Source organism: Enterococcus sp. AZ188 (assembly GCF_050544075.1).
Taxonomy (GTDB): Bacteria; Bacillota; Bacilli; order Lactobacillales; family Enterococcaceae; genus Enterococcus_D; species Enterococcus_D entomosocium.
This window is the reverse complement of the sequence record NZ_CP172943.1, coordinates 1,443,027-1,456,823: the sequence shown is the minus strand read 5'-3', so window position 1 is coordinate 1,456,823 and position 13,797 is coordinate 1,443,027. Positions and strand designations below refer to the sequence as shown.

Annotated in this window: 13 protein-coding genes and 1 tRNA gene; 4 read left to right on the top strand and 10 right to left on the bottom strand. The window is 43.0% G+C overall.

Going from position 1 to position 13,797, the window contains the following annotated elements; genetic code table 11:
* Window positions 1–6 precede the first annotated feature (6 nt).
* The 3 genes from IGI86_RS06770 to IGI86_RS06760 all read right to left on the bottom strand — a co-directional run bounded on the left by IGI86_RS06770 (window position 7) and on the right by IGI86_RS06760 (window position 3,028).
* Entirely contained in the window at window positions 7–846 is an 840-nt protein-coding gene (locus IGI86_RS06770) for an SDR family oxidoreductase (RefSeq protein ID WP_430617844.1), read from the bottom strand.
* Window positions 847–968: 122 nt separating this feature from the next.
* Window positions 969–2,114, bottom strand: a complete 1,146-nt coding sequence (gene nagA / locus IGI86_RS06765) for an N-acetylglucosamine-6-phosphate deacetylase (protein WP_005236444.1) — start codon at window positions 2,112–2,114, stop codon at window positions 969–971.
* 68 nt (window positions 2,115–2,182) lie between these two features.
* Complete coding sequence (locus IGI86_RS06760) at window positions 2,183–3,028, bottom strand: helix-turn-helix domain-containing protein (protein ID WP_008381491.1); 846 nt, start codon at window positions 3,026–3,028, stop codon at window positions 2,183–2,185.
* A gap of 160 nt (window positions 3,029–3,188) precedes the next feature.
* Between IGI86_RS06760 and IGI86_RS06755 the strand changes: the two genes are divergently transcribed.
* Window positions 3,189–3,368, top strand: coding sequence for a hypothetical protein (locus tag IGI86_RS06755; RefSeq protein ID WP_005236448.1), 180 nt, complete (start codon window positions 3,189–3,191; stop codon window positions 3,366–3,368).
* Between the two features lie 55 nt (window positions 3,369–3,423).
* Here IGI86_RS06755 and IGI86_RS06750 read toward each other — a convergent pair whose 3' ends face one another.
* From IGI86_RS06750 to IGI86_RS06735, 4 genes are all read right to left on the bottom strand, one after another.
* Window positions 3,424–4,641: a pyridoxal phosphate-dependent aminotransferase gene (locus IGI86_RS06750; RefSeq protein WP_005236450.1), complete on the bottom strand. Its 1,218-nt coding sequence runs from the start codon at window positions 4,639–4,641 to the stop codon at window positions 3,424–3,426.
* Between the two features lie 168 nt (window positions 4,642–4,809).
* On the bottom strand, window positions 4,810–5,685 hold the full coding sequence (locus IGI86_RS06745; protein ID WP_144330945.1) for an ABC transporter ATP-binding protein: 876 nt from the start codon (window positions 5,683–5,685) through the stop codon (window positions 4,810–4,812).
* Between the two features lie 10 nt (window positions 5,686–5,695).
* Entirely contained in the window at window positions 5,696–6,910 is a 1,215-nt protein-coding gene (locus tag IGI86_RS06740; protein WP_005236453.1) for an ABC transporter permease subunit, read from the bottom strand.
* Entirely contained in the window at window positions 6,907–8,019 is a 1,113-nt protein-coding gene (locus IGI86_RS06735; protein WP_430617843.1) for a hypothetical protein, read from the bottom strand. Before IGI86_RS06735 ends, IGI86_RS06740 begins: the two co-directional genes overlap by 4 nt.
* 196 nt (window positions 8,020–8,215) lie before the next feature.
* Here IGI86_RS06735 and IGI86_RS06730 point away from each other — a divergent pair.
* The 3 genes from IGI86_RS06730 to IGI86_RS06720 all read left to right on the top strand — a co-directional run bounded on the left by IGI86_RS06730 (window position 8,216) and on the right by IGI86_RS06720 (window position 11,410).
* Window positions 8,216–8,298 (top strand) — tRNA-Leu (locus tag IGI86_RS06730).
* A 404-nt stretch (window positions 8,299–8,702) separates the two neighbouring features.
* Window positions 8,703–9,938: an Ltp family lipoprotein gene (locus IGI86_RS06725; RefSeq protein WP_430617842.1), complete on the top strand. Its 1,236-nt coding sequence runs from the start codon at window positions 8,703–8,705 to the stop codon at window positions 9,936–9,938.
* A gap of 200 nt (window positions 9,939–10,138) precedes the next feature.
* Window positions 10,139–11,410, top strand: a complete 1,272-nt coding sequence (locus tag IGI86_RS06720; RefSeq protein WP_430617841.1) for a hypothetical protein — start codon at window positions 10,139–10,141, stop codon at window positions 11,408–11,410.
* 92 nt (window positions 11,411–11,502) lie between these two features.
* Here IGI86_RS06720 and IGI86_RS06715 read toward each other — a convergent pair whose 3' ends face one another.
* The 3 genes from IGI86_RS06715 to IGI86_RS06705 form a co-directional block, all read right to left on the bottom strand.
* Window positions 11,503–11,730: a hypothetical protein gene (locus tag IGI86_RS06715; RefSeq protein WP_005229963.1), complete on the bottom strand. Its 228-nt coding sequence runs from the start codon at window positions 11,728–11,730 to the stop codon at window positions 11,503–11,505.
* A 64-nt stretch (window positions 11,731–11,794) separates the two neighbouring features.
* On the bottom strand, window positions 11,795–12,667 hold the full coding sequence (locus IGI86_RS06710) for a VOC family protein (protein ID WP_430617840.1): 873 nt from the start codon (window positions 12,665–12,667) through the stop codon (window positions 11,795–11,797).
* A gap of 165 nt (window positions 12,668–12,832) precedes the next feature.
* The gene (locus IGI86_RS06705; protein ID WP_430617839.1) at window positions 12,833–13,666 is read right to left on the bottom strand and encodes a sugar phosphate isomerase/epimerase family protein; all 834 of its coding nucleotides are present in this window, start codon (window positions 13,664–13,666) and stop codon (window positions 12,833–12,835) included.
* Between the last annotated feature and the right edge of the window lie 131 nt (window positions 13,667–13,797).

Below are 13,797 nucleotides of genomic sequence, written 5' to 3'. Positions count from 1 at the left end.
AACAAATCATTTTGTGTGGTCCGCAATTCTTTGTTGCGTTTCTTGCCATAGTTTCTGTGCTTGTTGCTGCTCCTTCGGGATCTCGGTTAGGACTGCTTGACGATCAACAAAGTAGCGGCCACTGATACCCGCAACGTCTGGACTTAGCGCTAAGTAAATCGCTGTATCTGCCCCTTCTTCGGCTGTTTTAAAAAAAGGCGTCAACATTTTATAAATAGATTGACCAAATCCTGTTTGTCGACTGACCCCTAAGCTGGTCGCCACAGCTCCCGGATGCAAGGAATTAGCAGTAACGGTCGTATTGCGTAGCTGAAACGCAAGCGCATCCGTAAATAAAATCAGGGCTTTTTTTGAGCGGCCATATTCCCGCCAAGGGAAAAAATCCGGTACATCGAAAAAGCGCTGATCTTTTTTCTTTACAAATTTGTAGGCGCCGGATGACACATTGACGACCCTGCCGGCATCGGCACGTTTTATTAGCGGCAATAACTGACGGGTCAGTTCAAAATGCCCCACGTAGTTTACGCCCAGCATTTGTTCAAATCCATCGGCTGTTCGCTCTTTTTTTAAATTGACGATGCCTGCATTATTGATCAGTACATCCAATTTCTCAAAGCGGGCGTTGATTTCAGCGGCTGACTTGCGTACGCTAGCCAACGACCCCAAATCACCGATCACTAGATCGATGCTTGGATTGCCTGTATCTTCCTTCAAACGTTGCTGTGCTGCCTGCCCTCGTTCGGCAGAACGGCAATACAAAATCACATGCATCCCCAATTCTGCCAATTGTTTGGCTGTTGCAAAGCCCATACCGGCATTGGCGCCGGTAACTAAAATCGTCTTCAAATCCCCATCATCTCCTTCATAGGATGTCGTTTTCTTTCATCATAACTGAAAACAAAAAAATCTGCTCAAAAAACAGATCAAGAGAAGCTCTCTTCTTGTTTCTTTAAGCAGATTGTTTTATTTTACGCCTGGTAGCGGCAGACGCCATCTAAATAGGTGGCTGTTACATTCATTTCTTGATCCAAAACAATAAAGTCAGCTGGGCGACCTTGTTTGATCATGCCGCAAGCATGGTCAATTTTACAGCTGATTGCTGGAATCAAGCTGGCCATCATGACCGCTTCTTGAGGGGTAGCGATTCCCCAGTCTACTACATTTTTCACAGCTTCTTTTAGTTTCAAAATACTACCAGCAAGATTGCCAGTTTCCATTCGAGCCGTTCCGTCTTTCACCACTACTGGAAATTCACCTAAAATATAATCACCATCTGGCATGCCGCCAGCCATCATACAGTCAGTGATCAAGGCAACATGGTCGTGACCAGCTTTTTCCATCAAAATCTCAGCTGCTTGAGGATGCACATGGTGGCCATCACAAATCAACTCTGAAAAAACTTCTTTTAATGAAAGTAGGGCACCAACCATTCCAGGCTCGCGATGGTTTAATCCGCGCATACCGTTGAATGCATGAACAAAAACGCTAGCACCAGCTTCAACTGCTGTTTGCGCTTCTTGTAATGTACCGTTACTATGGCCTAGAGCAACCACTACGCCTTCTTCCGTCACTTGCGAAACAAACTCACTCACACCTTCTCGCTCAGGAGCCAAGGCGATTTTTTTGATAATTCCACCAGAAGCTTCTTGCCATTCATGGAAGGTATCGATATCAGGATCACCAAAATAAATTGGATTTTGTGCACCTTTATGTTCTTCAGTAAAGAATGGGCCTTCAAAATAGATCCCTTGGATTTTTGCTCCTGTAACTTCGTCTTTGACTTTCCCAACGGTTTCAGCAACATCCCGCAACCGTTCTTTGCTGGATGTTAAGGTTGTTGGCAAGAAGGAAGTCACACCACATGATAAAAGGCCTTCCGACATGGCTTTAATGCCTTCTGCATCGTTGTCCATCACATCATGGTTCATAAATCCGTGGATATGAGTATCCACAAGACCCGGTGCTACCCATTTGCCTGAATAATCTTCTACGTCTGCACCAGAAGGGACTTCATCGACGATCGCTCCGAATTTCCCCTCTTTGACCTCCAGGTAACCAGGGCCATGAACCGCTGATTTTAGAAAGAATTTGTCTGCGTAAATATATTTATTCATCTTGATCGCTCCTCTATTTCTTTTCTTCCTTAAAAGTACTCTTATTTAGGGAAGAAGTCAAGAAAGGTCTACACCACTTTGTCAGATTGGCGAATATCCATGACAGCACGATACAGCTGAAAACTTTTTTCGGCTGCATTTTCTTCTTTCAGTCTATAAAGTAAGTGTCCCTTCAGTTCAAACAATTCTTCTAGAAAATACAAACTGTTTTTTTCTCTGGCTAAGGAAATGCCTTCGTTCGTTACCTTTAGCGCGAGGCAATCTTCTTGTTGCTCCTTTAAAAAGACCGCATAATTGTAGTAAATTTTGGTCAATGATGTGGAGAGACGTTCCGGCGGCAGTGCGTGCATGGCATCGTAAGCTTTTTCTAAGTAAAAACGAGCCTCACCCAGTTGCAGCAAATCACTATAGACGCGACCCATGCAGCTCAGGATACGAATTTCCATCACCGACACATTGGTCTTATCCTGTTGATAGGAGTAGGCCAATCCTTTTTTCAGCGCCTCAAGGGCGGCATCATAGTTTTGATCGAGGAAATAATCACAGCTGCCTAGATAGTAGTAATACATTTGCATATCTGAATCCAGATACAAATAATCCTTGATCGCCTTATCTTCCATTTTTTCCCGCATTTCTTGAAACTGCTTATGGACAAAATGTGATTCGATTTCGGCAAAGATTTGATTGGTTTTGTTGATCTCTTCCGAATGAAGCATCATTACTTGATCTAAGGTGACTCCTAAGCGTTGGCAGATTTGGTACATCACCCAGACATTCGGCAACTCTTCGTTGTTTTCAATACGGCTTAAAACACTTTGCGAACAAATATCTTCCGCTAACATCTTCTGTGTCATCTTTCGTTTCAACCGAATCGAACGGATATTTTGACCAAAAGATTCTTCTTTTTTCTTCATAATTGTCCTCCAGGGGGAATTCTTATAAAAACCGAACGTTTCTTGTCAAAAATGCGAATTCGCATTTTTAATTTTCTTTATTTTAGCACATAATGACAAAAAGGAAAGCAATTTCAAGAATGTCTTGTTATTTTTCCACAATTTCAAATGAGGTGTTAAGATGACGATCGACAGTACGATCTTTTTTACATGGGATGGCAAGAAGTATCAAGGGATCATCGAACGAGAATATGAGAACTCTGTTCTGGTTCAAGTCACCGATCCTAGTGCTGAAATGCTGGATAAATTTACCAATCGAATGATTGTGAGCAAAAAAATTTGTCAACCAGTTGCCGAATAAAAACATAAGCACCACTCCCTCACGGTTGTTGAAGGAGCGGTGCTTTTTTATATTTTTATTTCTGACGATAGGACGCCAAAAATTCTGTCATTTTTTCAGCAGTCGTTTTTAAGTCTTCCATATTAGGAAGATAAACGATTCGGAAATGATCTGGCTGTTGCCAGTTGAACCCACCGCCGTGAACCAGCAAGATGTGGTGCTCGTGTAAAAAGTCTAAAACAAATTGTTCATCATTGGTGATATTAAAGCGTTGAATATCAATTTTAGGGAAAATATAAAAGGCGGCTTTCGGTTTCACCGCTGACAATCCCGGAATGTCATTGATTGCCTTGTGGATAAACGCTCTTTGTTCATAAATACGACCACCTGGTAATAGTAACTCATCAGAACTTTGATAGCCTCCTAATGCGGTCTGAACGATTTGTTGCGATAAGACATTCGAACACAGTCGCATCGAAGATAGCATATTCAAGCCTTCGATATAGTCTTTCACATGGGACTTGTCGCCACTGAGGACCATCCAGCCCACACGGAAACCTGCCACTCGATGAGACTTAGACAAGCCACCTAGCGTCACAACGAATCGATCTGGCGCTAATGTAGCAATCGGCACATGGACATAATCATCCATGACTAATCGGTCATAGATCTCATCAGAGAAAATGATCAAGTCATGCTCACGAGCAACGTCGACGATTTGCTCCAAAATTTCTTTTGGATAAACGGCTCCTGTTGGATTGTTCGGATTAATAATGACGATCGCTTTGGTTTTGCTGGTGACCTTAGCTTTGATGTCCTCGATATCAGGATTCCAATCTGCTTGTTCATCACAAATATAATGGACGGGCTTTCCGCCAGCTAATGAGATCGAAGCAGTCCACAAAGGATAGTCAGGCATCGGCACGAGCACTTCGTCCCCATTGTTACATAGGCCCTGCATACACATCGTGATCAGCTCGGAAACACCATTACCTGTGTAAATATCATTGATGGTCACATCAGGAAATTTCTGTAATTGATAATATTGTTCGATCGCTTTACGGGCAGAAAAAATCCCTTTCGAATCAGAATATCCTTCCGATTCTCGCACGTTCATAATCAGGTCTCTAACGATCTCATTTGGGGCTTCGAACCCAAAAGGCGCGGGATTCCCCGTATTTAATTTCAAGATACTGATGCCTTCTTCTTGCATCCGATCGGCTTCTTCTAAAACTGGGCCGCGCACATCATAACTGACCCCTTCAAGTTTTGACGACTTCGAAAATTTCTTCATATTCCATTTCTCCTTTAACCATAGGTCAACGTCAGGTTATTGGTTCTCGTCGTTGATCTCTTTTCAGATTGAACCTATTATAGCAAAAAACTTTTACCTATGGCGAAATTTTTTTGCTTCTCCTTCATCTGTGCTTGTCCCGCTCTCATCTCGTAAATAGTGCGGCAGTCAGTGATTTTCAGGAAAATACGTCAAATACAATTCATTTAGTGCCAAGTGCCCCACAGAAAAATCAGTGATCCCTGCAGCGATAAACCGTTGCGGTAGCTGAGAATCGCTGATTTCTACCAGATAGATCCGTCCTTGCAGATCGATGGTCACCGTCGTTAATTCTGGAAAAGCCACCAAAAAATCTGCCGAGTCCGTTTTTAAGTACAACGGTTGATTGACTAACGACTTGCGACCAAAGTATTCGTGAATGATCTTGCCGTCTTTTAAAAACAAGACCCGATCCGCGTAGGAATCCAAATTCGTCAAAATATGCGAAGCAATCACGATCGCTTTCTTTTGCGCTCGCAAGGCTTTTAATACGTTAGAGATCAATTCCACATTGGTCGGATCCAAGCCATTCATGACTTCATCCATCAGCATATAAGGCGTATCCGTCACGATCTGCATCGCAAAACAAAGACGTTGCCGCATGCCCAGCGAATAGGTACCCACAGGACGTTTGATATAGTCACTCATCCGCAAACGATCAATCGTTTCTTCCACTAAGTGTTCCTCTGAACGCCACATTCGCTGATACAGCTTGAGATGCTCGAAACCACTCAAATCATTGTACAAATCATTTTGGTCAGGAAAAAACGAAATTTGTTGATGCGCTGCCACTTCTGATTTTTTGGTCACATATACTTGACTGCCATTCAAAAATACTGCGCCTTCATTCGGCTGGATGAAATTCATCGCCACATTCAATAGCGTGGATTTCCCGGTGCCGTTAGGGGCGACTAACCCGACGATTTCCCCGGGAGAAAAGGCAATGGAAAGCTGATCCAATACTTTTCTCGTATACGTGACCGTCACATTTTTCAGTTCTAACATATCGTTCCTCCTATGCCAAATGAAATTTTTTGCGTTGGATCGTCACGAAGAAACACATTTCGATCAGAAGCCAAACGCCTCCTAATAAAAGCAACCCTTTTTCCATCGTAAACCCTGCAGAACCAAAATAAAAACGTGTCCAGCCTGAAAGGACTTGTCCCACATTTTGATACAGATAGACATACAGCGTTTTATCAAGGTAAGCACTGAACCAACGTCTTTGGAAAATATAGGGTGAAAGCAAGCAAAAACCAGCCAAAAGCAAATTAACCAGTTCTGAGCGAAACAGGGCACTGAACAACAAGATGCCGCGACAATAAATAAACTGCAAAAAAAGCGTCGCAAGAAAACATTGGCCTATAAAAAGACCGATGGCTTGTGTTTCAAAAGCGTTGAAATCTGTGATCGGGTAGCGAGCATCAAAGGTCGGTGATAAAATCGTGACCGGTAGTTCCAGGGAACCAAAGCCGAATTGAATGCCAGAACCCAACCAGAGAAAGAACATGGTCCCAAGCGTTGCAATTGCAGAACCGACCATCAATACTGCCGTTTTGCTCCAAAGGATCTCTTCTGCCGATAATGGCAGTGAAAGAAATAGGGATTTATGTCTTCGTTCTTTTGGCAAACAATCGATCGCCAGAAATAAAGAAACAGCAAGCAATAGAATCGGTAAATATCCAGTAAAACTTCGCTGCAATGCCTGTATCCCCGTTTTTTGCTCCATGACTGCTTGCGAGAGTTTCTTATTCGGCAACTGGCTGAAGGCTTCCATAAGCTTAGCGGTTGAAGCATAACCAAAGCGACCGTCATAGGCAGCGTAGTAATTTTGAAACGTATAATAATCCGGTGTATAAAAAACATTTCGTTCATCGGTAAACTGCAACGCCAACTGGTACCACGTAGTTGTTCCTCGTGCATAAGCTTGCCAGTTTTCATCAGCTAGTGCATCTAATCGTTGTTTTTCCGCTTCGTTCCATGGGGTAAACATTTCAACTGCTAAGCTTGCCGACCAATGGTCAGAAGGATTGGCTGCTTGTTGATCAAGAAAATCTTGTCGCACAGTATAGCGTTGTTGCATTTCTGTTTTATCTACTCGTTCAATCGGGCGAAAATCTTTTTGCCAAAAACTGTAAACGCCGCTATAGATAAGAAGCAAGCAAAAAAGACCAATAGTTTTCTTGCTCTTTAAGAGTTGTCGTAATTCAAATAAAAAATAGTCTTTCATCCTTTGCCTCCTCTCAACAAGCGATTCTGTTTATCCGCAACGAGCATCAAAGCTATACAAAGGAAGATCCACACCACCGTCAGCAGCCAACTAGCATAGACTCCCCAAGAAGTACCAGAACCCAATGCAAAGGCGCCCGAATAAAATTTATCCATAGCAGCTATATGAACTGGTAACAGTGGGATCTTTTGCAGCATCGGAATCAAGCCGAGCCCATAAAAAAGCACCAGCAAAAAGAAAGAGACGTATCGATTGGCTGCGATCATGTTCATGACAAAACCTAAGCATTCGATCAAACCAATCAGCAAGCCAAAAGAAACCAGGCTATATAAAACGCTCTGCCAAAAAGGTAAGGCTACCCAATCCCCATTGAGATAGACGGCTACTGGATACTGCCAATCCCCGAACTCCCCCAGAAGGCTCATTGAAAGAAAGACGCCTAAGAAGAACACAATCAAAACGCCTAAATTTGTAATCCCTTTAACCACAATTTTACTTAACATCCGAATCGGAAAAATCTGCGGGTACGAGCGAATCAAAGAGAAGTGTTCTCTTTCTTCTATCAAATTGTCACTGGCAAAAAAAGCCCAAAAGAAGAAGCCAAAATTCAGCAAAAACGTTATTGCCAAAGCGACAGCGGTCTGGGCATTGGCAGCAGTGAGGACCGGCTCTTTTTCTTGCTCGACTAAAGCTTGATAGACCTTCTGATCTTGTTCGATTGCCCATAAAGGTGGCAAAAATCCTTTGTCATCAACTTCTGACGCCCAAATCTGCTTTTTTAGTTCTGCAATTTGAATACTCGTTTGATTAAATCGTTCGTATTCTTCCATAATCAAGTTGGATAACTGTCGCGAAGTCAGTGTATTGTTTTCAAGCAAAAGTTGATACACCTCTTGTTCAGCAGGTGAACCCGACTGATTGGCTTGGTAGCGATCAACAAGCCGTGAGGCTTCCGCTTTTTCTGCAGTGATCGTGGCGGTTAAGTTGATGGGTTCCATCAGCTTCAAATAAATGGAAAAACAGCAACCTAAACTAAAGGCACCAATGAGCAGGAAGAGGAACGTTTTCTGTTTGACAGATTTAGCTAACTGGTTTTTAAAGTAGTTCATTTGCTCTCCTCTCAAAAAAATAATTATTCATTCTTTTAGCATACCTTTTATGGAAAAAAATGCAATCTAAAGTCTGAAAATTCTTTCAAATAGCATTAGGAAAAGTTATTGACAAACCTGTTGAAAATCAGGTAAGATATTTTCTAGACGCGGCGTGACAGAACTACCTCAGCCTGCGTTTCCTTCTATAGTATTTGCGGAAATGACGGAATGGCAGACGTGCAAGATTGAGGGTCTTGTGAGCAATCGCTCGTGTGGGTTCAAATCCCATTTTCCGCATCCTTACAGCTTCCCCATTATGGGAAGCTGTTTTTTTGTTTGCTCAAAAGATTCCCCATGGCGATCCTTCGATGAATTCTTTCGATCGCTTTGACCTTGAGCGTCTACTCCTAGAAAGTTGATACGAAGCTTCCTTTCCCAAATGTAAAAATCGATAAAAACTCTTTTATCATTGCATTTCACACTATTTTTCATATAAAATGAATAATATAACAATTATTCTCAAAAGCTGGTTCGATGCTCCGCTTTTTCTTATTGGCGGATCAGAAACAGTTGCCTGAATTTACTGGTGATGAAAAATCTTTTCAGCATTTTTCCCATTCACCTTCTCTCCTCCTTCCCCCAGATAAACAAACCTCTTCCGACCGTTTTCTCAGTTACTTTCGATAGAAAGAAGGAGCCTAATGAAAAAAAGAGTACTGATCACCCTATTGTCATTCGTTATTTTACTTATCGGTTGCGCAAAGGCAGATGAAGAACTGTCAGAGACCGTTGCACTTGGCATCGACGCACGACTGGAATATACAAACCAATCCGGAACGGGCTGGGCCTATTATCACCCAGCAACCTTAGAGTTGTTGATTGCCGGCAGTCAAGCCGAATTGGCTATTTTGGAAGAGCTTGATTCTTCCGACGAAGATCTTTATCAGTTAATCAGCCACACAATTGATTTGATGGCAACCGCTGAACGAGCGTTAGTGGAGCGTCGGATCGATGTCCCTGCTTGGTTTGCTGCCCGCATTGGTTATAGCCAGGCTCTGGCTGCGATTCATGAACGGAGCCCTATCATTCTCAGTAATCAAGACAACCTCAACCGTCTACTGGAGGTAGCAAACGAAACGATTCCTGAAGCCGACCCGCGTCAAAAGCTGGGGCTTTTGGCAGACGATATTGCGCAGCTTCAGCAGCTCACCGAAGATGAGCTAACTCTTCATCGCAGGATCAAACTTGACGACGAACTCACCGCCACTGTTTACCACACAAGTGAAATGAATGTTGACGTCTTCGTTTTTTCGAAGCCCGAAGAGGAGTACGCATCTGGATTTACTGTTCTTAATCGGGAAACTGCCGACGAGCAAAAAGCTGCATTCTATGAAACGATTTTACGAGGGCTGGTCGTAAATATTCCTCGTGAATCGTTGATGTTTATGAATCGATTCGATCAATCTTCAGATGAACATCAGCTGGCGGTGATGACCTATGGCTTTGATCATGACATTGATCAAGACATGGTCACTACCGTGTATCAACAGCTTCAAGAAGCAAACGCCAAACAAGAAGCAACTACGGCTTTGCAGCAAGAGCAAAGCCAGCAAAACCAGGACGAACAAACTCAGACCGAGAATGAAGGAGCTTCAGAACAAAGACGAGCGATCGCACGTGCCGAATCCTATACGAACCTCATGGCTTTCTCACGTGCACGATTGATCCAACAATTAGAATTTGAAGGGTTTACCCATAATGATGCGCAATGGGCAGTTGATCAGCTCACGATTGATTGGAACGAGCAGGCGTTGAAGAAAGCAAATAGTTACCATTCCTTGATGAGTCTTCCTCCAGACAACATTCGCCGGTTATTGACTTTTGAAGACTTTTCAGAAGAACAAATCGACTACGCAATGACAAACATGGGTAACTAAAAACTAGCGAAGAAAAGGACATCGCGATGCCCATATGCTGTTGTAGTGACCTCAAAAAGTTAGGTTTTTTGGTCTAACTTTGGGGGCTCAGTTGATGTCCCTTGTATTGTGGCTATGTTTATACCCAAGAAAGTGCTCGATCTGATGCGTTCATTCGAACAAAATGGCGAAGTTTACCAGAGTCCCCGAGGAGGAGAAAAATGAAAAAACAAGTTTTGTTGCCATTATTACTGATACTATCCCTGATTTCAGGATGTGGGACGATAAATTTAGCAAGTCCTGAGGAACTTTCTGAGCGCATCGGCGCCGCTTTGGATGCAGGTTGGGAACATACCTATCATGCAGAAAATCTGACTTATGAGTTAAGTATTGACAATCTCGAACTGATGATTCGAGGCAAAGAAGCAGAATTGGCCTTTCTAGAGCAGGTCAACAGCAACTCAAAACACAAGGCAGCATTCATTGAAAACACGGAAAAAATGGTTGAACTCGCCCAAGAAGCGATTGATGCTCGCCATTTGGATATGCCGAGTTGGGTTGCCGCTCGAAATGGCCGTGTCGAAGCCTTACTTGCCCTCCATGAGGAAAGCCCCATCATCGTCAGTAGACGAGCAAAATTGCAAGAATTATTCAATGAATACGAAGAAGATTTGGCACTAGTGACAGCTAGGGCAAACACTCCACTTGCCGATGAAGAAGCGTTCAATGAAGATACACGAGAAAAGCTTGGTTTGACGCCTGATACACTTGAACGTTTACACCAACAAAGCGACGACCAAGATATCGAGTGGCAGACCACTATTGATTTGGTGAACGGCGTGACCATGAATGTCTTTTCAACAAAACATGAGCCAGTGGAGATTCTCACATTTACGAATGCTGGTGAGACCTACCCTTCCGCAATCACTTTGTTTAATGGGCAAACGACGGAAATCGTTCCCGAGATAATGACTCCTTACGAAGCCGTTTCCGCTTATTTTTATGAAATTGCCGATGCTGTTTATGAAACGATTCCAGTCGGTTATCGATTTCTGGTTGAATCACTATGGATTGAACTGGAAAACGACAATCGTTTTCAATTTAGAACCTACGTGTTTGATAACGAATTGACCGAGGAAACGATTTTAGCAGGGTTTCATCTCGCCCCGACTGTAGCAGCACGCTATGAGCGCGAAAACAATGCGACAGAACGAGAACGTGAAGCTTTTTTCCTCGTTAGAGCGCAAGGAAATCGTCGCTTTTATTCAAAACAAGAGATGGCAGAACTGTTAGAAACAGAAGGTTTCACTGCGGAGGAAACACAATGGGCACTAGAGACCCTTGACGTAGATTGGTATCGCCATGCTTTAGGGCGTGCCAATCAATCCCGCCGGGTGTTAGGGATCCGTCAAAGAAATATGGCTGCTCATCTTGAAGGGAACGGCTTCTTACCTGATGAGATCGAATTTGCGATTGAAAACATGGAAAATTAGTATGTAGTGGACGAGACAGACCAAATTTCCCATTTTTTCTTAGCGTAAACAAAAAACCGACCAATCTTCCTGTTTAAGATTGGCCGGTTTCTTTATTTTTTGGTTTTGATTGGTACCATGGCTTTGCGCCGATGCTGCTTCATTATTGCTTGAAGACCATAGACACCAACTCCGATAATTCCTGCAAAAGCCGAAAAAGCAATAAAAATCACAGGAGACGCCCCACTTTCTATTAATTGTTTCCCTTGGACAAAGAAAAATAAGCCCATGCTGATCAATAATGCTAGAAATAGTGATTGTCCCGCCCCGTTTTTTTTCATGCTTGCTCTCCTTTTACTTGATTATAGGTTATTCTCTCATTTCATGAATGAAAAAACCTCCATCTTAAGGCTGATTCTTTCTTTCGATGATCAGATTGATCCCATTCGGATCAGTCAAATGCAAGCGGCTGTCTGTTTCTAACTCATAAGAAACGCCACTTGCCTTTAGATGACTTCGTAACGTAGAAAAAGCCAAAGCTGGCAAAACGATCGTAAAGTACGCTAAGCCTAGATCCTTTTCCTCCATAGCTGGAACATTTCTTCCCATCCAAATATTCGATCCGATATGGTGATGATACGAACCAGCAGCAAAAAACTTTGCTTGGCTACCAAAATCTGAAGTCAAACGCATGCCTAAAACTTCGGTGTAGAATTCTTCTGTTTTTGCCAGATCCGCCACTTTCAAATGGACGTGCCCCACCGTGGTGCCAACTGGAAAAGTCGTTTGTGATCGGTCAGCGGCTCCCAGCACGCCTTGCGCGTCCATTTCGATAGTAACGCCCACGATCTCACCGTCTGCTCGAATATCCCAGTCACTCTTCGGTTTGTCACGATACACTTCGATCCCGTTTCCTTCTGGATCGGTCAGGTATAACGCTTCACTATACCCATGATCGCTAGCACCATCCAGAGGGGCTTTGGCCTCCAAATAATGAATCAGCATATTTCCTAGGTCTTTACGGCTAGGCAAAAGAAACGCCGTATGGAAAAGGCCTGTTTTCCGTGTCAAAGGCAACGGATCACTTACCTTCTCTAGGACTAAAAGCTCTTGTGTCCCCACGCCCAATCGCGCGTGATCTACACTTTGCTCCAATAAAGTTAGGCCAATCACGTCCGAATAAAACCGGCTCATTTTTTCCATATTCGCTACTTTTAAAACGACTTTGCCAATTGCGGCTGTTGCATCGATTTGATAGGTTGATTGAATCATTGTCATCGCTATTTCCTCTTTTCTAAACAGTTAAGTTCACTTGTACCTTTAAGTATAACACTAACTTTTAGTAAGTAAATAAATCTGCTTGTTGAGGAAAGGATTCCTTGATCTCCCGTGACTCCTTGTAACAAAGCTTTTCCTCATCAGTCACAATCAAAGACAGCTCGCTCACTTTTGCAATGCTTCAATCAGTGAAATGGCCGGCTGCATCGCTTCTTCGGTCGTCCCTTCTAACACAACATAACAAAATGGCTTGTATTCAGCGGTGATGGCCAATAGTTGTTGATAATCAATCCTTCCTTCTCCCAATGGCACTACCTTGATTTTACCATCGATTACTTGATAGTCCTTCAAGTGCAAGCAAACGATGGCATCACCAAAGCGGGAAAAAGCTTCCCTTGTCAAAGCGACTTGCTCTTGATAGTTCTTCGCCGTAATCAGATTGGTTGGATCAAAGATGATCCCTAAATAGTCAGACGGTACTCGTTCCAGCAATTCTTCGATTCGATCGATCGATGATAGTGGATGATTCAAGCCCGCTTCAATTCCTAGCATCACTTGATGTCTCTTAGCCACTTGGACCAAACGCTTGATCACCTGAACCAAATCATCGAAAACGACGTCACTGAAATTTTCCTCGGTATACCCCATATTTGGCAAAACCGAACCAGTTTCACTTGCAACCATAGCTGAATCAAAGTATTTGGCATGTGCGAGATAGGTCTCGAATCTGGATAAAATCGCTTCCCGTTTTTCCAGATCAGGATGGATCAGATTACTATAACAACTCAATAAAGCGACCTGAACATAAGATTGACCAAAAACACGTTTGAAAAAGCGGCCTAAACCAGGGCTTAATTGCTCTGGCTCTGCCCATTGCGGGAAGGATTTATTTAATGCAAATTGAATGTTATGAATGTTTTTGGCGGCAATTTTTTGCGCTAATTCTTCTGGGGACCCATAATTCTTTAAATCATGCCCCCGAACAGTTAGTTGAAACATAGCTTCTCCTTTCTTCACTGCTTTTGAAGCAAAAAGAAGACCAAGCAGCGAATCACTTCAACTGGTCTTGGTCTTCCAATCATTCAGCAGTAGCGGCTCCTCACTTCATCCATTCCTTCTCAACAGATGAT

Excerpts from the sequence above, each read along its gene's own strand:
- IGI86_RS06740 (WP_005236453.1), bottom strand. The coding sequence starts at position 6,910 with ATGAAAGACTATTTTTTATTTGAATTACGACAACTCTTAAAGAGCAAG.
- IGI86_RS06725 (WP_430617842.1), top strand. The coding sequence starts at position 8,703 with ATGAAAAAAAGAGTACTGATCACCCTATTGTCATTCGTTATTTTACTT.
- nagA (WP_005236444.1), bottom strand. The coding sequence starts at position 2,114 with ATGAATAAATATATTTACGCAGACAAATTCTTTCTAAAATCAGCGGTT.
- IGI86_RS06715 (WP_005229963.1), bottom strand. The coding sequence starts at position 11,730 with ATGAAAAAAAACGGGGCGGGACAATCACTATTTCTAGCATTATTGATC.
- IGI86_RS06720 (WP_430617841.1), top strand. The coding sequence starts at position 10,139 with ATGAAAAAACAAGTTTTGTTGCCATTATTACTGATACTATCCCTGATT.
- IGI86_RS06705 (WP_430617839.1), bottom strand. The coding sequence starts at position 13,666 with ATGTTTCAACTAACTGTTCGGGGGCATGATTTAAAGAATTATGGGTCC.
- IGI86_RS06750 (WP_005236450.1), bottom strand. The coding sequence starts at position 4,641 with ATGAAGAAATTTTCGAAGTCGTCAAAACTTGAAGGGGTCAGTTATGAT.
- IGI86_RS06745 (WP_144330945.1), bottom strand. The coding sequence starts at position 5,685 with ATGTTAGAACTGAAAAATGTGACGGTCACGTATACGAGAAAAGTATTG.
- IGI86_RS06735 (WP_430617843.1), bottom strand. The coding sequence starts at position 8,019 with ATGAACTACTTTAAAAACCAGTTAGCTAAATCTGTCAAACAGAAAACG.
- IGI86_RS06760 (WP_008381491.1), bottom strand. The coding sequence starts at position 3,028 with ATGAAGAAAAAAGAAGAATCTTTTGGTCAAAATATCCGTTCGATTCGG.
- IGI86_RS06755 (WP_005236448.1), top strand. The coding sequence starts at position 3,189 with ATGACGATCGACAGTACGATCTTTTTTACATGGGATGGCAAGAAGTAT.
- IGI86_RS06710 (WP_430617840.1), bottom strand. The coding sequence starts at position 12,667 with ATGACAATGATTCAATCAACCTATCAAATCGATGCAACAGCCGCAATT.